The following is a 19,820-nucleotide window of genomic DNA, read 5'->3' as shown; positions in this document are numbered from 1 at the left end:
CGCCCACCCGCCTTATGCAAACCGGGCGGTTCAAACGCTTTCGGGCGTAATCGTTTCGAAGGGAACCACGCGCTGAAGGATGGTTGTGCTGTCGCGGTGTTCCAGCGCGGCGATCATCGTGGCGATCAATTCGTCCGATATCTGATCGAGCGGATGGCACAATGCCGCCATGATCAGGCCTTCCGTCAAGCCCTTGCGCGTTTCCGGGCCGATGTCGCGGCAGACGACCCTGACCTTATCTCGCTTTTCGACAGGGGCTTCGCGAAGAGCGCGCAGCACACCGGAAATCCCCCCTCCGACAATGAAAATGCCTCTGAGGTCATCGAGTTCGGAGAGCAGCTGGCTGACGATCCGGTAGGCTTCCTGCGGCTCCTCATGTGTCGGTCTGCTGTCATCCACCTGAAGATGGGGTGCATGCTCGCGCATATAGGATCGAAAGCTCGCATCGGAGACATCTTGGCACTGATAACGATGATTGCCGATGAAGACGGCGATCCGGCCCGGCATCGGCGTGGTCTGAGCCAGAAACCATGCGGCGGTCCGCCCGAGTTTCCAGTTGTCGGTGCCGACGAAGCCGGCGCGATCCCGGGCGGACTGATCGGTTATGTAGGCGACAACCGGCTTTCCCCTCTCCTTGAGGGATTGGATTGTCTGTCCGATCAACGGGTGGTCACCCGCAATGACAGCAACTGCATCACAGCGTTTGCCAAGCGCTTCGAGACGATCTGCAATATTTTGTGGCTCGAGGACATCGACGAAATCGACCACAGCCACGACTTTCTCGTGCTGGCGTCTCGCGGCCGCCTCCGTGATCTTCGAGCCGAACAGCCGGTAGAGCTCACGGCTCGACTGCTGGAGAAGAAAGCCGAAACGGTAATTCGGCAGGAGCCGCTGCCTGCGGTCCTCGATCACGCCTCGGCCATAAAATCCAATCTCTTCCGCGGCATTTTGTACCCTCTCGATCGTTTCCGCGCGCACTGCGCCGGTACCTCCGAGAATGCGGTTGACCGTGGCGATGCTGACGCCGGAGGCCTGGGCAAGATCGGCAATGGTCGGTCTCTTCATGATATATTTCATTCCATTTTCGGATGAAATGAAATGATACATTAATTTCATCAAAACGCAATAAGCATTCCATTTTCAGCGGTCGGTTGATACAAATATTCCAGCGAGTTGGGAGCCTTGCTTTGAGGAATTGTTACTCTCGACCGCCTTTTTGGGAGGAAATCACATGAGTTTTTCAATGCGCGCCGTACGCGGGCTGCTGGCTGGCGCTGTTTTCGTTCTTGGCGCGTCTTCAGTCATGGCCGCGAATATTGCTGTCGTCGGCGGCAAGACCGACGACGAATTCTGGAGCCGTATCAAGAAGGGCGTCGATGACGCCCGGCTCGTCGTCGAGAAGAATGGCGGCTCCGTCAGCTATCTGCAGCTGCAGACCTACGACAATCTCGGGCCTGACGCCGCCCAGCTCGTCCGCACGGCCATCAGCCAGGGCGTGACCGGCATCGTGGTGCCGGACTGGGTGCCCGAGGCGGAAGACGAGGCCATCAAGGCTGCCGTCGCTGCGGGCATCAAAGTCATCCTCATGAATGCCGGCAGCATCGACAAAGCTCGCGAGCTTGGCGCGATCAACTATGTCGGCTCGGATGAATACACCGCCGGCAAGGCAGGCGGCGAATATTTCGCGTCCAAGGGTGCGAAAAATGTCATTTGCGTCAATACGCTCCCGGGTGCCGCAAACCAGGAGGCCCGTTGCAAGGGTGTCATCGACGGCATCACCGGAAAGGGCGGTGCCGGCAAGCAGCTGCCATTGCCGGCGACCAGCTTCGGCGATCAGACGGCAATCGCCGAGGCCGTCAAGGCGACACTGCTGCAGGACGACACCATCGACGGCGTCCTCAATGTTGGGGCTTCCGACGCCGATGCGGCTGCAAGCGGGATCGTTCAGGCGAACAAGGGCGGCAAGGTCGCGCATGGCACCTTCGACCTGAACGCCTCGGGGCTTGCCCGCATCAAGGATGGTTCGCAGACCTTTGCAATCGACCAGCAGCCTTACCTGCAGTCGCTGCTGGGGGTTTCGCTTCTCGCCGCGCATATCGACTACGGCACCAACCTGCCGACCGCACCGGTGCTGACCGGCCCGGGCATCGTCGATGCCGCGAACATTGACGCCACCCTGGCCGGCGTCAAGGAAGGCGCTCGCTGATCATTCGAAACGGGCTCCGGCCCGCGGGATATCCGCGGGTCGAAGTTTATCGAGCGTGCGGACCACCGCGTCCGCACGCCTGGAGATTCACGCCCAAACTGGGGTAGGCATATGAACAATCTTTCATTCGGCAACCTGTTGCGCCGTCCCGAGGCGGGTGCATTCCTCGGACTTGTCGGCGTCCTCCTGTTCTTCGTCGTATTCGGCAGCACCAAGTTCCTGGAGCCCGCCGGCGCCGCAAGCTGGCTCAACGTCGCCGCCAATCTCGGCATTATCGCTCTTCCCATCGGACTTTTGATGATCGCAGGCGATCTCGACATTTCAATTGGCGCGATGATCCCCGCCGGCTCCATGACGGTCGCGGTCCTCTCGGGCTACTACGATCTTCCCATATGGGTCGGAATGCTCGGTGCGCTTGCCTTCGGCCTCATCGTCGGGCTGGTCAACGGCTACCTCGTCGTGCACACCGCCGTGCCTTCGCTGATCGTAACGCTCGGCACCCTCTTTGCGGTACAGGGCCTGATGCTTGGCACCTCGGTTCTCGTCACCGGCACCACGAGCGTGGCGCTGACGGCCGACCCCTGGGCAAAGTTCCTTTTCGGGCAATTCCTGGGCGGATCGTTTCAGGTGATCATTCTGTGGTGGGTGGCCATCACCGCGATCTTTATCTTCTTCATTCACTTCTCGCCTTACGGGAACTGGATTTTCGCGATGGGCGGAGACAAGGTCAGTGCCCGCAACGCCGGCATTCCGACGACCCGTCTGACGATGGTCCTCTTCGTCCTCTCGGCGATGAGCGCGTCCTTCGTCGGCATGTGTCAGGCCATCCTGTTCAATTCCGCGCAGGTTTCGGGCGGAATGACATTCATCTTCAACTCGATCATCTCGGTCGTCGTCGGAGGTGTGCTGCTGACCGGCGGTTTCGGGTCGGTGATCGGGATCTTCTTCGGCACGATCACCTTCGCCGTCGTCAACCAAGGCATCTATTTCACGACCTTCGACCGCAATTGGTCGAGCCTGATCATCGGCGTGATGCTGCTCGTGGCCGTCCTCATGAACAATACGTTCCGCCAGATGGCGCTGACCTATTCACCCAAGAAGAAGAAGTGAGAGCTGAGACATGGCTGGCCCAATTCTTGAACTTGAAAACGTCAACAAGTCATTCGGCCCGATCGATGTGCTCTACGACATCACATTGAGCGTCCATCCCGGTGAAGTACTTTGCCTGCTGGGTGACAACGGTGCGGGAAAGTCCACCCTGATCAAGACCTTTGCCGGTGTCTACAAGCCGACGAGCGGCGCGGTGAAGTTCGAAGGACAACCCATCGTCTTCCAGAATCCGCGCGAAGCCGCAGACCTCGGCATCGCAACCGTCCATCAGTTCGGCGGCACCTTTCCGCTGATGAGCATCGGCCGTTCGTTCTTCGTGGGGCGGGAACTGACCAAGGGCTTCGGCCCGTTCAAAATCTACGACCGCAAGGCGGCTAATGAAATCGCGGTCAAGGCCGTGCGCGAGTTCGGCATTACCCGCATCGACGATGGCGATCGCCTGATCGGCGGTCTGTCGGGCGGGGAGCGGCAATCCCTGGCAATCGCCCGAGCCGTCCACTTCGGCGCCCGGGTGCTGATCCTCGACGAGCCGACCGCCGCTCTCGGCGTCAAGGAGGCGGCGCATGTGCTGCGTATCGTCCTGGAAGCGCGCCGTCGCGGCCTCGCCGTCATCTTCATCACCCACAACGTCATTCACGCCATGACGGTGGGAGACCACTTCGCGGTGCTCATCAAGGGTGCGAAGGCGGCCGACTTCCGCAAGGGCGAAAAGACGCGCGAAGAGATTACCGACCTGATGGCAGGAGGCGAGGCCATGGCCGAACTCGAAGCCGAAATCGAAGCGTACTCGACGGCGCATAGCGGACATCCCCCGCCGGTCTGACCGACCGCCGCGGATGAACTCCAGAAACTCTAAAGAGCTCGCCTACCCCGGCGGGATGGCCCAGCACAATCATCGGACGGGTAACAGCCATGAAGATTGCAATCGACCCCTTTATGCATCGCCACCTCTCACTCGAAGAATTGCCCTCGAAAGTGGCTGAACTCGGATACGAGTGGATAGAGCTCAGCCCGAGGGCCGATTTTCTCGAGTGGTTCAAGGCGCCGCGCGTGTATCCGGCCCGCGCCAAGGCATTCAAGAAAGCGCTCTCCGATGCCAATGTCGGCATTGCCTCGATCCTGCCGATGTATCGGTGGGCCTCGAACGATGAAAATGAGCGGCAAGCTGCCGTCAAGCACTGGAAGCGCGCCATCGAGATCAGTGTCGAACTCGGCGTCGACACGATGAACTCGGAATTCGGCCGCGGCCCGCATCCGGACAAGGGTTCGTGCTACTGCTGCCATACCGGTTCCATGATCGAGGCCTGCGAAGACGCCTGGTGGCGCTCGATGGAAGAATTGGTGCCGATCTTTGAAAAGGAAGGCATAAACCTGCACGTCGAACCGCATCCCGAGGATTGGTGCGAAACCCTGCAGCCGGCTCTCGATATCATCAGGACGGTCAACTCGAAGAACGTCAAGTTCCTCTATTGCGCGCCGCATACCTTCTATTTTGGCGATGATACCAAGGCGATGCTCCGGGAAGCAAAGGACGTGCTCGCCCATGTCCATGTCGGCGACACCTTCAATCACAAGGCCTCTTCGGGGCTCCGCTACATCCTCAACCCTCCGGGCACACAGGCCAGGGTGCATCAGCACCTGAACATCGGCCAGGGCGAGGTTCCCTGGGAAGATTTCTTCAGCACGCTGGCGGAGATCGGGTTCGACGGCATCATGACCGCATGCGTTTTCGCCTGGGAGGACAAGGCCGACCACTCCGGCAAATTCATGCGCGCCGAAATGCAGCGCTTCGTCGACAAGTACTGGACCGCGAAATAACGCGCGATGCCCCTCTAGCGGTTCGCGATGCAGCCAAGCGATTGGCGCGAGCGACCGCGACCGGGGTTCCGCCCGGAACGCTTAAACATCACAGACATCATTCCTGGAAGGACAGAAGATGATCAACGGAGAAAGATCCATCGAGCGCCCGCTACGCTGGGGCATGGTCGGCGGCGGCCGTACCGGGCAGGTGGGCTACAAGCATAGAACCGGCGCCCAGCGGGACGGCACCTACCGGCTCATCTGCGGAGCCTTCGATCTCGACGCCGAGCGTGGACGCGACTTCGGCACGAAGATCGGCGTTACTGCGGACAGATGCTATGGCGACTATAAGGAGCTGATCGCCAAGGAGGCCGGGCGCGAGGACGGCGTCGAGGTCGTCTCGATCGCCACGCCGAACTTCACCCACTACGAGATCACCAAGGCGTGCCTGGAAGCCGGCCTTCACGTGATCTGCGAAAAGCCGCTGTTCTTCACCGTCGCCGAATGCGACGAGGTCGCGAGGCTCGCCGAAGAGAAGGGCCTGATCGTCGGCGTCACCTACGGCTTCACCGGCCATCCGCTGGTTCATCAGATGGCGGCGATGGTCAAGAAGGGCATGCTCGGCGATATCCGCATCGTCGACATGCAATATAGCCACGGGTTCAACGCGGGCGACGATGTCGGCGCCGGCGAAGCCGTGAAGTGGCGCACCAATCCCAAGACGGCTGGCCCGACCTTCGTTCTCGGCGATATCGGCACGCACCTCTACTATCTCTCCGAAGTGGTGCTGCCGCATATGAAGATCGAAAAGCTGCTCTGCGACCGCAAGGCCTTCATTCCGACCCGTGCGCCGCTCGAAGACCACGCGACCGTTCTCATGCATTACGACAACGGCGCCCGCGGCCGTCTTTGGGTGTCCTCGGTGGATGCCGGGAATATGGGTTCGCAGCGCTACCGTTTCGTCGGCTCCAAGGCCTCCGTCGAATGGTCCGATTCCCATCCCGACCAGTTGATTTACGAAGTGCAGGGTGAACCGAACCGCACCTTGCATCACGGCATGCCCTACCTCGAAGAAGAAAGCCTCGCCTACGATCGCATGGGCGCGCTGCACACCGAAGGCCTGGGCGACAGCTGGGCGAACATCTACCTCTGGATCGCCCAGGCGATCGACGCAAAACGCCGCGGCGACGAGGCCTTCCTCAAGGGCCATCATTATCCCGGCATCGAAGCCGGCACCGAAGGTGTGCGCTGGCTGGAAAACTGCGTCCGCTCGGCAGACGCAGGTTCGGCCTGGGTCGAGTTCAAGTGATCAACAGGGGACGTGCTGGATCTCCTCCATCCTCCTCCCAGGTGCGTCCCCAACCTCTCTTTTGGAAAGACAATGATATGAAACTATCGATCTGCACCGACGTGATGGGCGACCTTTCCTTTACTGACATGCTCGACAAATGCGTCAAACTTGGTGTCGAAGGTATCGAGATGACTGGCGGCGGCTGGTCGCGCGGGCCGCACTTCCGTGCGGACGAGCTGCTGGCCGACAGAGGCCTGCTCAAGACCAAGCTGAAGGAAATCGAAGCCCGCGGCCTGGAAATCGCCGCGCTGAATTGCTCGGCAAACCCGCTCGATCCGGGTGACATGGGCAAGCGCCACCGCAAGGAAATGGAAGACACCATCCGGCTCGCCGGCGAAATCGGCGTGAAGAAGATCGTCACCATGTCCGGCCTTCCAGAAGCCGCCCCCGGCGACACGGTGCCGAACTGGCTGGTCTACACCAAGAGCTGGCCGAACGAGATGCCTGAGCGCGACCGATATCAGTGGGAAGATCGGGCTTTCCCGCTCTGGCACGGCCTGGTCAAGCTCGCCGATGAAGTCGGCGTCGAAAAATATGCGCTGGAAAACTTCTCGGCCATGCTCGTATGGAACCCCGAGACCCTCTTCCGCCTGCGCAACGAAGTCGGTGCGAAGGTCGGCATGAACCTCGATCCGTCGCATCTGATGTGGATGGGCGCCGACCCGATAGCCTCCGCCCGTGCGCTGGGCAATGCCATCCATCATTGCCATGGCAAGGATACCCGCATCGAGCGGGGCCTCGCCGACGTCAACGGCTTGCTCGAGCTCAAGGACGTAACTGACGTCGCCAACCGCACCTGGAACTATGTCGCGGTCGGCGCCGGCCATGACCTGCAATGGTGGAAGGAGTTCTTCTCCGTGGTGCGCATGGTCGGCTACAACGATTGGGTCAGCCTCGAGATGGAAGACTTCACCATGTCGACCGAGGCGGGCATCCAATCCTCCATCGATGCGCTGCAGGCAACAATCAGCCGCTGATGGACTGGCGCGGGCGGTCGTTCGCCCGCGCTCCCTTGCATTGGTCGTTTCTTGTGAAGAGGCCGACGGTGCCCAACCCCGATCAGCATGACCGAATTCAATACTATTTCGAGGAAACCGACATGACCAAGACATTGGACGTGATCACGATCGGGCGCGCCGGCGTCGACCTCTATGGGGCACAGGTCGGAGGACGGCTGGAGGATATGGGATCCTTCGAAAAATATATCGGCGGCAGTCCGACCAACATTGCCTGCGGCACGGCGCGACTGGGCCTCAAATCGGCGCTGATCTCCCGGGTGGGCGATGAGCATATGGGCCGGTTCATCCGCGAGGAGCTTGCCCGGCATGGCGTCGATGGCAGGGGCGTCGTGACGGATCCCGAACGGCTGACGGCACTCGTCATTCTCGGGATCCGGGACGAAGAACGTTTCCCGTTGATATTCTACCGGGAAAATTGCGCCGACATGGCGCTTTGCGAGAAGGATATAGACGAGGCTTTCGTTTCCAGCGCCCGTTCGGTGCTGGTGACGGGAACACACCTCTCCCATCCGCGCACGGAAGCGGCCGTGCTGAAGGCGCTCGGCTTTGCGCGCAAGCATGGCGCCAAGACGGCTCTCGACATCGACTATCGTCCAAATCTTTGGGGTGTGGCCGGCCATGGCGAGGGGGAAAGCCGCTATGTGGCAAGCGGGCAGGTGACCAAAAAGCTCCAGACGACGCTTCATCTGTTCGATCTGATCGTCGGGACAGAGGAAGAATTCCAAATCGCCGGCGGGACGACGGATACCGTGGCGGCCCTGCGCGCCGTGCGCGCCGTGACTGCGGCAACGCTCGTCTGCAAACGCGGCGCCAAGGGAGCGGTCGCATTCGAAGATGCGATACCGGACAATCTGGACGAGGGCATTTCGGGCGAAGGTTTCCCGGTCGAAGTCTTCAACGTTCTCGGCGCCGGAGACGGCTTTTTCGCCGGACTGCTGAAAGGTTGGCTTGACGGCGAAGATTGGCCGACCGCGCTCCGATACGCCAATGCCTGCGGCGCTTTTGCCGTCTCCCGCCACGGCTGCACGCCGGCCTATCCGTCACTTCAGGAGCTGAATTTCTTCCTTAAGCGCGGCATGACGCGTCCTGACCTGCGCAATGATGCCGCGCTGGAGCAGATACACTGGTCGACCAACCGGCATGGCGACTGGTCCGAGATGCGCGTCTTCGCCTTCGATCACCGGATGCAGCTCGAAAATATGACGGGTTACACGCCGTCGAAGGGCGGAGCCTTCAAGGAGCTTTGCCTTCAGGCAGCCCTGAAAGTGCAGAAGGGGCGATCCGGCTACGGGATCCTCTGCGACGACCGTATCGGCCGGCGCGCGCTCCACGCCGCCTCCGGCACCGGTCTCTGGATCGGCAGACCCTGCGAATGGCCGGGGTCTCGGCCGCTTAGCCTGGAGCCGTCGCTCGGTCCCGATTGCGGAGGACTTTTGGAATGGGCGCGCGAGAACGTCGTCAAGGTGCTCTGCTTCTGCCACCCGGACGACGATGATGCGACCTGGGACCGGCAACTGGCGGAAGTGCGGCGGCTTTACGTGGCGTCGCGCCGCAACAGGCTGGAATTCCTGCTCGAGGTCATCCCCTCCAAGGTCGCCAGGGTCACCGCGGATACGACCGCGACACTGATCCGCCGCTTCTATGCCGAAGGCATTTATCCCGACTGGTGGAAGCTCGAGCCGCTGGACGAACCTGAAGCATGGGCGCGGGTCTGCGCCGCCATCGAGGAAAACGATCGCCATACAAGAGGGATTGTCGTCCTCGGCTTGGATGCGCCCGAGGATGCGTTGAAGGCAAGCTTCGAGGTTGCCGCGCGCTTCCCGCTCGTCAAGGGATTTGCCGTCGGCCGGACGATCTTCGGCTCGGTCGCCCGAGGCTGGTTCGAGGGCTCGATCAGTGATGAAGAGGCCGTCGAGGAAATGGCGAAACGATATTCCCGGCTTTGCACGGTCTGGGACGGCGCGCGGGCGCGCGTGCAGGAGGCAGCAGAATGACAACGATACGACAGACAGCCGCGCAGGCCATGATGAAATGGCTCTCGGTCCAGATGACCGAGGATGGCGAGCGCTTCATCGAAGGCGTCTGGGCGATCTTCGGTCACGGCAACGTCGCCGGCATCGGAGAGGCGCTGCATGGGATCGGCGACGTCCTTCCCACATGGCGGGGCCAGAACGAACAGACCATGGCGCATGCGGCGATCGCCTATGCGAAGACACTGAAGCGCCGGCGCGCCCAGGCCGTGACATCGTCGATCGGCCCGGGCGCCACCAATATGATCACGGCCTGCGCACTTGCCCATGTCAACAGATTGCCGGTTCTTTTCATACCCGGCGACGTGTTCGCCAATCGCCGCCCCGAGCCGGTGTTGCAGCAGATCGAGGATATGAATGACGGAACGGTCAGCGCCAATGACTGCTTCCGGCCGGTCTCGGCCTATTTCGACCGGATCGCCCGTCCCGAGCATCTCCTGACTTGCCTGCCCCGCGCCCTGGCCGTCATGACCGATCCCGGCAGCTGCGGCCCCGTTACGCTCGCCTTCTGCCAGGATGTGCAAGCAGAGCACTACGACTACCCGGAAGCCTTTTTCGAACCGAAGGCGTGGCGCATCCGCCGTCCCGAACCGGATCCGCGCGAGGTCGCAGATCTTGCCGATGCGCTCCGGGCTGCGCGCAAGCCAGTCATCATTTCCGGTGGCGGCGTCATCTATTCGCAGGCCGAGGCCGAACTCGCCGCATTCGCAGAGAAGCACCATATCCCGTTTGTCGAAACGCAAGCCGGGAAGGGCGCCAACAGCTGGGAGCACCCGCTGAATTTCGGGTCGCCGGGTGTGACCGGATCGGCGTCGGCCAATGCGCTTTGCGCCGAGGCGGACCTCGTGCTCGGCATCGGCACGCGCTTCCAGGATTTCACCACAGGCAGCTGGGCTCTCTTCCGCAATCCCTCGCGCCGGCTCGCTTCGATCAACCTTGCCGGATATGATGCAACCAAGCATTCGGCATTGCCCTGCGTCGGCGATGCCAGGGTCACGCTGGCGCGCCTGTCCGCCGCGCTCGAGGCGTATCGTGGGCCTGGCATCGACGCCGGGAGCAGGACCGACTGGCACCAAACGGTCGAGCGCGTGACGGCGGCGCCGGAAGCGGACGGGCCTGGAAACCTGCCCACCGATGCGCAGGTCATCGGCGCCGTGCAGCGGGTGGCGACGGAAAAATCCGTGGTCATGTGCGCGGCCGGCACCATGCCGGGCGCATTGCAGGTGCTGTGGCAATCGGCCAAGGGCGGATACCACATGGAATATGGTTTCTCCTGCATGGGGTACGAAGTGGCGGGCGCCATGGGCATCAAGCTCGCCCGCCCCGACAAGGAGGTCATCTGCTTCGTCGGCGACGGCTCCTACATGATGGCCAATTCGGAACTCGCAACCGCCGTCATGCGGCGGGTGCCGTTCACCGTCGTGTTGACCGACAACCGCGGTTACGGCTGCATCAACCGCCTCCAGATCGAGTGCGGCGGCGCCGAGTTCAACAACATGTACAAGGACTGCAATGTCGCCGTGCAGCCCGAGATCGACTTTGTCGCCCATGCCGCCTCGATGGGCGCCCATGCCGAGAAGATAGGGTCCATCGCCGAGCTTGAGGCACGCATTGTCGCCGCGCGGGAACGGAACATTCCGAGCATTCTGGTGATCGACACCGATGCGGTTCCCGGAACCGACGCAGGCGGCCATTGGTGGGACGTTGCCGTTCCGCAGGTCGGCGGGCCGGAGCGGCTCGGGCAGGCTCGCGCGCGTTACAACGAGAATGCTCACAATCAACGTGCGTTTGACTGAAGGACAGGTGCTCCCCGCGGGCGTCTGCGGACGCCCGCGCTCAAAGATCAGTCTGGACACTATTATGGACACGTGTTCTATAAAATGGACAGAATTGACGGGAGCACGCCATGCATCTTTCCATGTGGACTTACCCTTGGGATATCCAGGATCAAGGGCTCGGCGCGTTTGCCGCCGAGCTTACCGGCCGGGCGGGCCTGACGACGGTCAGCCTGGCGACCTCCTATCATGCCGGCCGGTTCCTGCAACCGCGGAGCCCGCAGCAGAAGGCCTATTTCCCTGAAGACGGGACGGTCTACTTCCAGCCGGACGAGAGCCTGTGGCAGGACAAGCTGATCCGGCCGCTGATGGCTGGGAATGTCACTGAGCGCGGTGACATGCTGGAAGCGCTCGTCAAGGAGCGCGAGGCGACGGGTCTCAAGGTCTCCTGCTGGACGGTCTGCCTTCACAATAGCCGTCTCGGCATGCTGCATCCCGATCACGTGACGCGGAATGCCTTCGGCAATGCCAATTATTACAATCTTTGCCCTTCCAGCCCGGCGGCGCGGGATTATGCCGTCACCCTTGTGCGCGACATCACGACGAACTACCGGCCCGACATGGTGGAACTCGAGAGCCCGAACTTCATGGGATTCGCGCATGAATATCATCACGAAAAAGACGGCGTCGGCCTGAACGCCGAAGACGATTTCCTGCTGTCGCTCTGCTTCTGCGACCATTGCACGGCGCGCGCCGAGAAGGCCGGTGTGCCGGTCGAAGGTGCGCGCCGGTCGGTCGCGCGCTTCATCGCCGAACTTTGTGAACGAGCTGTCCCGGAACGGCAATTCCCGGATTTCCCGGCAGCCGGTATCGATGCCTTTCGCGACCAGCCTGATCTGCATGCCTATCTCACCTGGCGCAGCGAACCGGTGACCAGCCTGATCGGTGAGATCAAGGCGGCAGCCGATCCGGCAACCCGCATCGTGCTCATCGACCTGAAGGACGGCTGGCTCGGCGGCGTCGATCTTGCCGCCGCCGGCAAGCTCTGCGACGGGGCGATCCTCTGCTGCTACGACATGGAGCCGGATGCCGTCGGCGATGTCATCCGGACGGGCCGGGCGGCAATCGGACCGGGCAAGTTCCTCGGGGTGGGCCTGCGCGTCTTCTATCCCGAGGTCAGCGGGCCGGCGATCCTGGCCGCACGCGCCAAGGCCGCCGTCGATGCCGGCGCTGACGGCGTGAACTTCTACAATTATGGCCTAATACCGGCAAAGCGTCTCGACTGGGTCAAGGCAGCAGTCGACGCAATCACTTGAACAGATCAGCGTCCCTCAGGATGCGATGGGTTCGGCGACCTGGATCAGGCAGTCGCCGGCCTGGCTGTCGCAGTGCAGCCTGTGGGAAATGACAATACCGCTCTCGGCAAAGCGCAGCTCTTCCTCCGGCTGCTCCAGGCGTTCCAGATCATGATACCATCCGGCAAGCTCGCCGGCGGAAACGGTGGCGCCGAGGGCCACGGCCGGCTCGAACCAGCCTCTGCGGTTCGCATAGATGCCCTGGCTGTGCCGGGATAGTGACAGCAGCTGCAACGGCCCGGGCTCGGTGAGCGGCACACGCGACAGGACCGGACGCTCAACGATGCCGAGTGCGACGAGCAGCCGGTCGATCGCCGCCGCCGTGAAGGCCATTGTCTCAGGCGTCACGGTGCCGCCGCCGCCGAACTCGCCGGAAAGGCCGACGGTCCCGGCCCTTGCCGCAGCCCCCATCGATGTCGGCGCCGTTGGCCCGTTGTCGGCGATGAAGGCATGCGCCGCCCCCATGGCGCGCATCAGCGAAACGGACCGTTCGAAGCGGGCGGTATCGGCCTGCCGCTCAATCAGCGTGCAGGGCAGGTGGGCCATGGAGGTGCCGCCCGAATGCAGGTCGAGCACGACGTCATGGCGAGGAAAGAGCTCGTGTTCGAGGAAGTGCGCGAGGCGCGCCGTTGGTGATCCGCTGGGATCGCCCGGAAACGCCCGATTGAGATTGCCGCCGTCGAAGGGCGAGCAGCGCTTGGCCGCCATCACCGCCGGCAGGTTCGCCATCGGCAGGATGGTGACGGCGCCGCGGATCTCGGCGACATCCAACAGGCGCATCAGCCGGCCGAGCTGGAGTTCGCCCTCATACTCGTCGCCATGGTTGCCGGCCATCAGCAGCAAAGACGGCCCCTCGCCATTCTTCAGGCGAAGGATCGGAATGCGGATCTGATAATAGGGCGAACGGTCGATCGAATAGGGAATGGCGAGGTGGCCGGCTTGCCGGCCCTCGCGCGAAAAGTCGATCGGATTGACGAGACCGCTATGCATGATGTCTCCAGTGCGGGCGGTTGCGATGCCGTTACAACGCCGCGCGTCTTCTTGAGACGCGCAAAGGACGCTGTAACACTTTCGACCTACGCATCGTGCTTTCCGAAAATCGAATCCGATTTTCGGGCCGATGCGTTAAAGCGCGGCGATCGCGGTCATTTCGACGCGCAGGTCAGGATCGGCGAGGCGAGCTTCGGTACAGGCGCGGGCCGGCGGGTTTTCGATGTCGATCCAGTCATCATAGACGCTGTTCATCGCCTCGAAATCGACGATCGCCGGCAGGAAGACGTTGACGGCGATGAGGCGCGAGCGATCGATGCCGGCCTCCTTCAAGAGGGCGTCGATCTTGCCGAGCACGTCGCGGGTCTGGTCCTCGATGCCCGCCTTGCGATTTTCCGCGACCTGGCCGGCAATATAGACGAGGCCGCCGTAGCTGACGGCTTGGCTCATACGCGAACCTTTCTGATAACGCTGGATCATTGCGGGTTTTCCTTTTCTTGCTTTTGGAGGGAGAGTTCAGCCGAAGCTGGTCAGATAGGCTGTCGTCACCGAATGGTCCGGGTCGAGGCCGTAGAGGATGGCATGCCGGTCAAGGCAGGTGCAGGGATGCGAGATGCCGCACTCGATGACGTCGCCCACCATGACGTCGCTGCCATCGGCAAGGGCAACGAAGGCGTGCTGATCGTTGAGGCGAAACACTTCAGCGCTTTCGAGATCGGCAAAATGGGCCCCATCGCGATAGAGCGCCAACGGCCGCGGCAGACCCTGGTCCATCGCCACGTCGCGCATGCCCATGCCGCAGATCGCCAGCCGCGGTTCCGGCCGGGAGAGGACCTCGGCCCAGACCCGCAGCGCCGGACGGAAAGCTGCGGCCGCCGAAACCGTCTCGCCGCCGATGCGGAAACCGCCGCGTGCATCGAGGCCGGCAAGGCCGCGCTCGTAGACGCCATGATCGTGGAAGAAGATCGCGCCGCTGCGCAGCACCAGCCGGCAGGCGGGATCGGCCGCAACGGCGGCTGAAAGCCTGGCAATCACAAGGTCGAAAAACACCGAGCCGCCGGCCGTGACCAGGAGCGGCCGCTCGTCGCCGATGCGGGCGCGCACCTTCGGCAGGAAATCGGATGTCACCGCCATCAGCGCTTCGATGCGACGCATCGTCTCTTCCGCATCGGCGGTCGCGGCCGCACCCTCATAGGCGGCGATGCCGGTCAGCCGGAAGGCCGGCGTCTCCACGGCAAGGATCGCCTCGAGGATTGTCTCGGCGGCGTCGACGCTGCGGGCACCGGCACGGCCGGCGCCGAACTCCACCAGCAGGCCGAGAGGCGGTAGATCTGCGCGCTCCTGCCATGCGGAGCGAAGAGCATCGACGAGCGCCGTCGAATCCACGAAGATATGCAGTTCCGCATCGGGATAGCGGCCAAGCAGGGCCGCGAGCCGGCGGGCAGCGGCCACCCCGCCGATCTCGTTGGCGAGGATCAGCCGGCGTTGTCCCGCCTTGAGCAGGACAGCGGCCTGGCGGATGTCGGCGACCGTCGTGCCCCAGGCGCCTGCCGCCAGAAATGCCTCCGCCAGCGCCGTCGACATCGGTGTCTTGGCGTGCGGGGCGATGTCGGCGCCGTGGCTCTTCACATAAGCCATCATCAGTTCGACATTGCCGGTGAAAGCCTGCCGGTCGAGCGAGATCAGCGGCAGGGCCATCCTGCCGTCATAGGGTTTCCATCCCTGCTTGCCGATGGCATCAAGCGGCAGCGGCGGATTGCCCGGCGGAAAGCCGCGCACCCGCTCGTCGATCAGCATGTTTTCCGTCGTGGTATGAAGGTCAGACATGGCAGCCCCTGATCTCGGCCGGATCGGCGATGCCGAGGCGATAGGTGTCATTGGCGGTGGCAAAGAACAAAGCACGCTGCTCGTTGTAAGAGAGCTGGGAGGCGACCGTGCGGAAAACCTGGTAGACCTCATCGAAAGAGGCATGCAGGCCCGCAACCGGAAAGTCGCTCGCGAACATGGCGCGCGCCGGGCCGAAACACTCGAGGCAATGCTCGATCACCGGCCGCAGGCTTTCGAGCGTCCACGCATTGTCGTAGGCGACGAGGTCGGAGATCTTCAGGCGCGTGTTCTGCTCATTGCCGAGCGCCCGCAGACCACGGCGCCAGAGCGCCATGCCGTCCTCCGTCCGATCCGCCGGGCTGCCACCGTGGTTGAGCACAAAAAGCGTTTGCGGCAAAGCGCGCACCAGTTCGAGCGCCTCACTCATCTGCCAGGGATAGAGCATCAGGTCGAAGACCAGTCCGAGCCGCGTGGCATGGGCAAGCCCCGCCCGCCAGGCGGGATCGCCCATACGGTTCGGGCGCGGCGCAAAACTCTTCGCCGCGTCCGGATGCCAGCTCAAAATATCACGGATGCCGACGACATTCGGGTTCGCCGCCTCCGCCTCGAGCAGGCGCATGGCGTCCGGCCCGTCGAGGGGCACGCGCGCGATATAACGATGCGCCACACCGGAGCTGCGGTCGAGGCCATCCAGCCAGCGGCTCTCTTCCAGCGGGTAGGCAACGGACCAGCCGGCTTCCACATGCACGGTTGCAATCACGTTCTGGCGGGCAGCATCGGCACGATAATCGTCGATGCCATAGTCGCGCAGGATCGGTGCGAGGCTTCCGAAAACCATCTCTTCGCCGGAAGCTCGGGCCTTCTGCAGCCAGGGATGGCGTTGCAGGCTGAGGTCCCAGAGGTGGTGATGCGGGTCGATCACCGGCCCGTCGTAGCGCTCCGTCATCTGCGCGCCTCGCGGCCGGAAACCAGCAAAAGAGCAAGGATCAGCGTGCCGAACATGATCGACCGCCAGCCGGGCGAGGCATTGACGACAGTAATCAGCGCCGTCGTCGTGACGAGCAGGATTGCCCCGGGAATGGTCCCGGCATAGGTGCCGCGGCCGCCGAGGATGGAGGTGCCGCCGAGCACGACGGCGGCGATCGAGGTCAGCAGATAGGGGTCGCCGATGCCGACATAACCTTGCCGGTTCATGCCGAGCACGAGAATGCCCGCAAGCCCTGCGAAAAAGCCCGACAGAGTGTGGACGATCAGCGTGTTGCGCGTGACGCTGACGCCGGAAAGCCGGGCCGCCAGCGGGTTTGCCCCAAGCGCCAGGAAACGCGCGCCGATCGGCATGCGGTGGACGAGCAGCAGGACGACGATCGAGACGACGAGCCACAGAATGATGCCCGAGGGAATGCCGAGCGGCCGCGCCTGCCCGAGCAGAATGACCGCCGGGTTGCTGACGGTAACCGCGCTGCCGCCGGCGACGATGACGAGCAGGCCCTGCAGGAAGGTCGCCATGGCAAGCGTCATGATGATCGGCGGCACGCGAAGATAGGCAGCACCGGCGCCGTTCATCAGGCCGATGCCGGTGGCGATGGCAAGGGCCGCCGCGATGCCGGCGAGGCCAGTCGGGTCCCAGGCGGGCGAAATCAGCGGCAGCAGAATGGCCGTGACTGTTATGACCGCGCCGACGGAAAGATCGATGCCGCCCATCAGGATGACGAGCGTCTGCCCGGCGGCGGCAATGCCGATCACCGCGGCGAGTTCGAGCAGATAACGCAGGTGGCCATAGGCGCCGAAACCGCGCAGCGAGCCGCTTGCGACGATCCAAACGAGCGCGACCAGAAGGAAGGTCAGCAGCGGCGGATTGCGGACCGCGGATCTGATGATGTTCATCGTCTTGCCCTCCATTGCCCGAGAAGTTCCGGCACGGCGACTGCGCCGACGATGATCAACCCTTGAGCGACATATTGCGCGACCGGCGGGAAGCCCAGGAAGAACATGACGTTGATCATCACCGACAGCAACAGGCTGCCGCAGATCGCGCCGCGCATCGTGCCCCTGCCGCCGAGGAAACCCACGCCGCCGAGCACGGCGGCGGCGATCGAGTTCAGCGTGAAGGGTGTGCCGATGACAGGATCACCCGAGCCGGTCTGGGCGGCGACGAAGAGACCGGTCAGGGCGGCGAGAAGACCCGACAGCGCGAAGGCCGCGACCTTCACCCGTTCGACCGGGACGCCGGAGCGGAATGCGCCGACCGGATTGTCGCCGGCCGCGTAGATGCCGAGGCCGAGCGGCGTTGCGAGAAAGGCCTTCCAGAGCACGAGGATCACGATGAGCAGCAGGAAGGCGACGGGCGTATGGCCGGCCAGTGCCGTCGACAGCCAATCGGGAATGAACCCGCCCGGCCGCGGCAGCAGGATGAGCGCGACCCCGCCGATGATGAAGGAGCCGGCAAGCGTGACGATGATTGCTGGAAGCCTCAGATACGTCACGATGGCGCCGATGACGGCGCCGATCGAAAGGCCGGCCAGTGCGACCGCAAGAATGCCGCCCGGCACGCCGAGCGGCCCTTCCATCGTCGTCGCGGCAATCACGGCTCCAAGGCTGACGAGCGGGCCAATCGCCAGCGTGATGCCGCCATTCAGCATGAGCAAAGCCTGCGCCATGGTAACGAGCGCGAGCGGGAACCAGTTCTGCGTGAACTTGGAGAAGCCGCCGATCGAAAGGATGCCGGGAAAGAGCAGCGCATAGAGAATGAGAAAGGCGGCGACAACCAGGTAGAGGCCGGCAAGGCCGCGGTTGCGGCGGAGCTGGATCGAGCCGTAGAGCCGGGATGACGAACTTGTGCTCATGCCGCCTCTCCCCGCGTCGTGGTGGTGATGCCCATTGCTGCGCCGACGATCGCTCCTTCGCTGACTTCATCCTGTGACAGCGCCGCGGCGACGCGGCCCTCGCGCAGAACCACGACGCGGTCGCAGAGATGCACCAGCTCCGGCGTATCGGAACTGGCCAGAATGACGAGCCGCCCCTCGGCGGCGAAAGCGCGGAGCATGAGGTAGATTTCCCGCTTGGTCTCGATGTCGACACCGCGGGTCGGATCGTTGAGGAGCAGAACGGAGGGATCGAGCGGCAGCCACTTGGCGAGCGCCACCTTCTGCTGGTTGCCGCCGGAAAGCGCCTGCACCGCGCGGGCCGTGTCGCCCTTGATCGTCAGCCGGCGCGCGAGATCGGCGACCAGGCCGTTTTCCGCCGGCCCGTCGCGCAGCCCCTTGCGGGCGAGCCGTCCGAGCGAGGGCAGGATGAGATTGGATGCGATGGAGTGGGGCAGCACCAGCCCCTCGTGCTTGCGGTCGGCCGGGACATAGACGATGCCCGCCACATTCGCCTCGCCGACATCAGCGGGCAGGGCGGGTTTACCGGATACCTCCGCCCGAGCGGCCGAGGCTGGAATCGCGCCGTAGAGGCCAAGCAGCAGGTCTTCCTGCCCTTGTCCCACGAGCCCGCCGATGCCGACGATCTCGCCGGCGCGGGCGGAGAAGCCGACGTCACGCACCATGCCGGCGGAAAAACCTTCGACGCTGATGCGCATCGCGCCGGGTGCTGCGGCCAGGCGCGGCGGGAACAGGTCGCCGGTCTCACGGCCGACCATCAGGCGCACCAGCCCTTCGCCGTCGATGCCGGACAGCGACTGGTCGGCGGTGACCAGGCCGTCCTTCAGCACGGTGACGTGCGAGCAGAGCGCCTGCACCTCATTGAGGCGGTGGGAAATATAGAGAAGTGCCGTGCCGCGGTCCTTGAGCGTCTCGATCAGGCGGGCAAGAATGCCGGCTTCGTGCGCGGAGAGCGATGAGGTCGGCTCGTCCAGGATCAGCACACGCGGGTTGCGGAACAACGCCTTGGCGATCTCCACCATCTGACGGCGGCCAAGCGCGAGGTCGGCGACCGGCATGTCGAGCGGCTCGGTGAGCCCCACCATGTCGCAGACGTCTGACACGCCGCGATGAAGCGCTTTGTAATCGATGAGACCGAACCGGCGCGGAAAGGCGCCGAGCCCGATGTTTTCGGCAATCGACAGACTGGCCGTGAGGCTCAGCTCCTGCTGAACGACGGCGATACCCGCACCGCGCGCAGCCGCCGGGCTGAAGCGCTCGACCGGCTTGCCGTCGACGAGGATGGAACCGCCGTCCGGCTGGAGAGCGCCGGACAGGAGGTTGATCAACGTGGACTTGCCGGCGCCGTTTTCGCCGAGCAGGGCGTGAACCCTGCCCGGCAGAAGGGCGATATCAACGCCCTTCAAAACGGGATTGCCGAAAAATCCCCTGAACACCTGCCGGGCTTCCAGCAGGGGTCTTTCTTCCGTCATGAC

The 19,820-nt window shown here is 63.3% G+C and carries 17 protein-coding genes; 9 read left to right on the top strand and 8 right to left on the bottom strand.

Annotation, left to right across the window (positions count from 1 at the left end; genetic code table 11):
• Positions 1-30 precede the first annotated feature (30 nt).
• Positions 31-1,068 carry a LacI family DNA-binding transcriptional regulator gene (locus tag HX899_RS03290; RefSeq protein ID WP_081250661.1) on the bottom strand — a complete coding sequence of 346 codons (1,038 nt, stop codon included), beginning with the start codon at positions 1,066-1,068 and terminating at the stop codon, positions 31-33.
• 163 nt (positions 1,069-1,231) lie between these two features.
• Between HX899_RS03290 and HX899_RS03285 the strand changes: the two genes are divergently transcribed.
• The 9 genes from HX899_RS03285 to HX899_RS03245 all read left to right on the top strand — a co-directional run bounded on the left by HX899_RS03285 (position 1,232) and on the right by HX899_RS03245 (position 12,607).
• Positions 1,232-2,206, top strand: a complete 975-nt coding sequence (locus tag HX899_RS03285) for a substrate-binding domain-containing protein (RefSeq protein WP_181291619.1) — start codon at positions 1,232-1,234, stop codon at positions 2,204-2,206.
• A gap of 111 nt (positions 2,207-2,317) precedes the next feature.
• On the top strand, positions 2,318-3,316 hold the full coding sequence (locus tag HX899_RS03280) for an ABC transporter permease (RefSeq protein WP_129421273.1): 999 nt from the start codon (positions 2,318-2,320) through the stop codon (positions 3,314-3,316).
• A gap of 10 nt (positions 3,317-3,326) precedes the next feature.
• Positions 3,327-4,139 (top strand): ATP-binding cassette domain-containing protein, encoded by an 813-nt coding sequence (locus HX899_RS03275; RefSeq protein ID WP_129421274.1) that lies wholly within the window; start codon positions 3,327-3,329, stop codon positions 4,137-4,139.
• A gap of 89 nt (positions 4,140-4,228) precedes the next feature.
• Complete coding sequence (locus HX899_RS03270; protein WP_181291618.1) at positions 4,229-5,134, top strand: sugar phosphate isomerase/epimerase family protein; 906 nt, start codon at positions 4,229-4,231, stop codon at positions 5,132-5,134.
• 118 nt (positions 5,135-5,252) lie between these two features.
• Positions 5,253-6,425 carry a Gfo/Idh/MocA family protein gene (locus HX899_RS03265; RefSeq protein ID WP_181291617.1) on the top strand — a complete coding sequence of 391 codons (1,173 nt, stop codon included), beginning with the start codon at positions 5,253-5,255 and terminating at the stop codon, positions 6,423-6,425.
• 77 nt (positions 6,426-6,502) lie between these two features.
• A complete protein-coding gene (locus HX899_RS03260; protein WP_181291616.1) occupies positions 6,503-7,444 on the top strand; it encodes a sugar phosphate isomerase/epimerase in 942 nt (313 codons plus the stop codon).
• A gap of 122 nt (positions 7,445-7,566) precedes the next feature.
• Positions 7,567-9,480 carry a 5-dehydro-2-deoxygluconokinase gene (gene iolC / locus HX899_RS03255; RefSeq protein ID WP_181291615.1) on the top strand — a complete coding sequence of 638 codons (1,914 nt, stop codon included), beginning with the start codon at positions 7,567-7,569 and terminating at the stop codon, positions 9,478-9,480.
• Complete coding sequence (gene iolD / locus HX899_RS03250) at positions 9,477-11,312, top strand: 3D-(3,5/4)-trihydroxycyclohexane-1,2-dione acylhydrolase (decyclizing) (protein WP_171600034.1); 1,836 nt, start codon at positions 9,477-9,479, stop codon at positions 11,310-11,312. The genes iolC and iolD overlap by 4 nt, the downstream gene beginning before the upstream one ends.
• A gap of 110 nt (positions 11,313-11,422) precedes the next feature.
• Complete coding sequence (locus HX899_RS03245; protein WP_171600035.1) at positions 11,423-12,607, top strand: hypothetical protein; 1,185 nt, start codon at positions 11,423-11,425, stop codon at positions 12,605-12,607.
• Between the two features lie 15 nt (positions 12,608-12,622).
• On the opposite strand, the gene HX899_RS03240 is transcribed toward HX899_RS03245, so the two are convergent.
• From HX899_RS03240 to HX899_RS03210, 7 genes are all read right to left on the bottom strand, one after another.
• Positions 12,623-13,636, bottom strand: a complete 1,014-nt coding sequence (locus HX899_RS03240; RefSeq protein WP_181291614.1) for a succinylglutamate desuccinylase/aspartoacylase family protein — start codon at positions 13,634-13,636, stop codon at positions 12,623-12,625.
• Positions 13,637-13,771: 135 nt separating this feature from the next.
• Positions 13,772-14,116 (bottom strand): RidA family protein, encoded by a 345-nt coding sequence (locus tag HX899_RS03235; RefSeq protein ID WP_166479099.1) that lies wholly within the window; start codon positions 14,114-14,116, stop codon positions 13,772-13,774.
• A 36-nt stretch (positions 14,117-14,152) separates the two neighbouring features.
• The gene (locus HX899_RS03230; protein WP_181291613.1) at positions 14,153-15,463 is read right to left on the bottom strand and encodes an alanine racemase; all 1,311 of its coding nucleotides are present in this window, start codon (positions 15,461-15,463) and stop codon (positions 14,153-14,155) included.
• A complete protein-coding gene (locus tag HX899_RS03225; protein ID WP_181291612.1) occupies positions 15,456-16,409 on the bottom strand; it encodes an amidohydrolase in 954 nt (317 codons plus the stop codon). Before HX899_RS03225 ends, HX899_RS03230 begins: the two co-directional genes overlap by 8 nt.
• On the bottom strand, positions 16,406-17,347 hold the full coding sequence (locus tag HX899_RS03220) for an ABC transporter permease (RefSeq protein WP_171600038.1): 942 nt from the start codon (positions 17,345-17,347) through the stop codon (positions 16,406-16,408). Before HX899_RS03220 ends, HX899_RS03225 begins: the two co-directional genes overlap by 4 nt.
• Positions 17,344-18,306: an ABC transporter permease gene (locus tag HX899_RS03215; protein ID WP_181291611.1), complete on the bottom strand. Its 963-nt coding sequence runs from the start codon at positions 18,304-18,306 to the stop codon at positions 17,344-17,346. The genes HX899_RS03220 and HX899_RS03215 overlap by 4 nt, the downstream gene beginning before the upstream one ends.
• Positions 18,303-19,817, bottom strand: coding sequence for a sugar ABC transporter ATP-binding protein (locus HX899_RS03210; RefSeq protein WP_181291610.1), 1,515 nt, complete (start codon positions 19,815-19,817; stop codon positions 18,303-18,305). Before HX899_RS03210 ends, HX899_RS03215 begins: the two co-directional genes overlap by 4 nt.
• Positions 19,818-19,820 lie beyond the last annotated feature (3 nt).

Origin of the sequence: Rhizobium sp. WYCCWR 11146, assembly GCF_013591995.1 — a bacterium.
Taxonomy (GTDB): domain Bacteria; phylum Pseudomonadota; class Alphaproteobacteria; order Rhizobiales; family Rhizobiaceae; genus Rhizobium; species Rhizobium indicum.
Note: the sequence above shows the minus strand (reverse complement) of the source record. Positions and strands in the feature narration are given on the sequence as shown.

Coding starts and splice junctions, on each gene's coding strand:
- HX899_RS03285 (WP_181291619.1), top strand. CDS start 1,232: ATGAGTTTTTCAATGCGCGCCGTACGCGGGCTGCTGGCTGGCGCTGTT.
- HX899_RS03280 (WP_129421273.1), top strand. CDS start 2,318: ATGAACAATCTTTCATTCGGCAACCTGTTGCGCCGTCCCGAGGCGGGT.
- HX899_RS03275 (WP_129421274.1), top strand. CDS start 3,327: ATGGCTGGCCCAATTCTTGAACTTGAAAACGTCAACAAGTCATTCGGC.
- HX899_RS03270 (WP_181291618.1), top strand. CDS start 4,229: ATGAAGATTGCAATCGACCCCTTTATGCATCGCCACCTCTCACTCGAA.
- HX899_RS03265 (WP_181291617.1), top strand. CDS start 5,253: ATGATCAACGGAGAAAGATCCATCGAGCGCCCGCTACGCTGGGGCATG.
- HX899_RS03260 (WP_181291616.1), top strand. CDS start 6,503: ATGAAACTATCGATCTGCACCGACGTGATGGGCGACCTTTCCTTTACT.
- iolC (WP_181291615.1), top strand. CDS start 7,567: ATGACCAAGACATTGGACGTGATCACGATCGGGCGCGCCGGCGTCGAC.
- iolD (WP_171600034.1), top strand. CDS start 9,477: ATGACAACGATACGACAGACAGCCGCGCAGGCCATGATGAAATGGCTC.
- HX899_RS03245 (WP_171600035.1), top strand. CDS start 11,423: ATGCATCTTTCCATGTGGACTTACCCTTGGGATATCCAGGATCAAGGG.
- HX899_RS03240 (WP_181291614.1), bottom strand. CDS start 13,636: ATGCATAGCGGTCTCGTCAATCCGATCGACTTTTCGCGCGAGGGCCGG.
- HX899_RS03235 (WP_166479099.1), bottom strand. CDS start 14,116: ATGATCCAGCGTTATCAGAAAGGTTCGCGTATGAGCCAAGCCGTCAGC.
- HX899_RS03230 (WP_181291613.1), bottom strand. CDS start 15,463: ATGTCTGACCTTCATACCACGACGGAAAACATGCTGATCGACGAGCGG.
- HX899_RS03225 (WP_181291612.1), bottom strand. CDS start 16,409: ATGACGGAGCGCTACGACGGGCCGGTGATCGACCCGCATCACCACCTC.
- HX899_RS03220 (WP_171600038.1), bottom strand. CDS start 17,347: ATGAACATCATCAGATCCGCGGTCCGCAATCCGCCGCTGCTGACCTTC.
- HX899_RS03215 (WP_181291611.1), bottom strand. CDS start 18,306: ATGAGCACAAGTTCGTCATCCCGGCTCTACGGCTCGATCCAGCTCCGC.
- HX899_RS03210 (WP_181291610.1), bottom strand. CDS start 19,817: ATGACGGAAGAAAGACCCCTGCTGGAAGCCCGGCAGGTGTTCAGGGGA.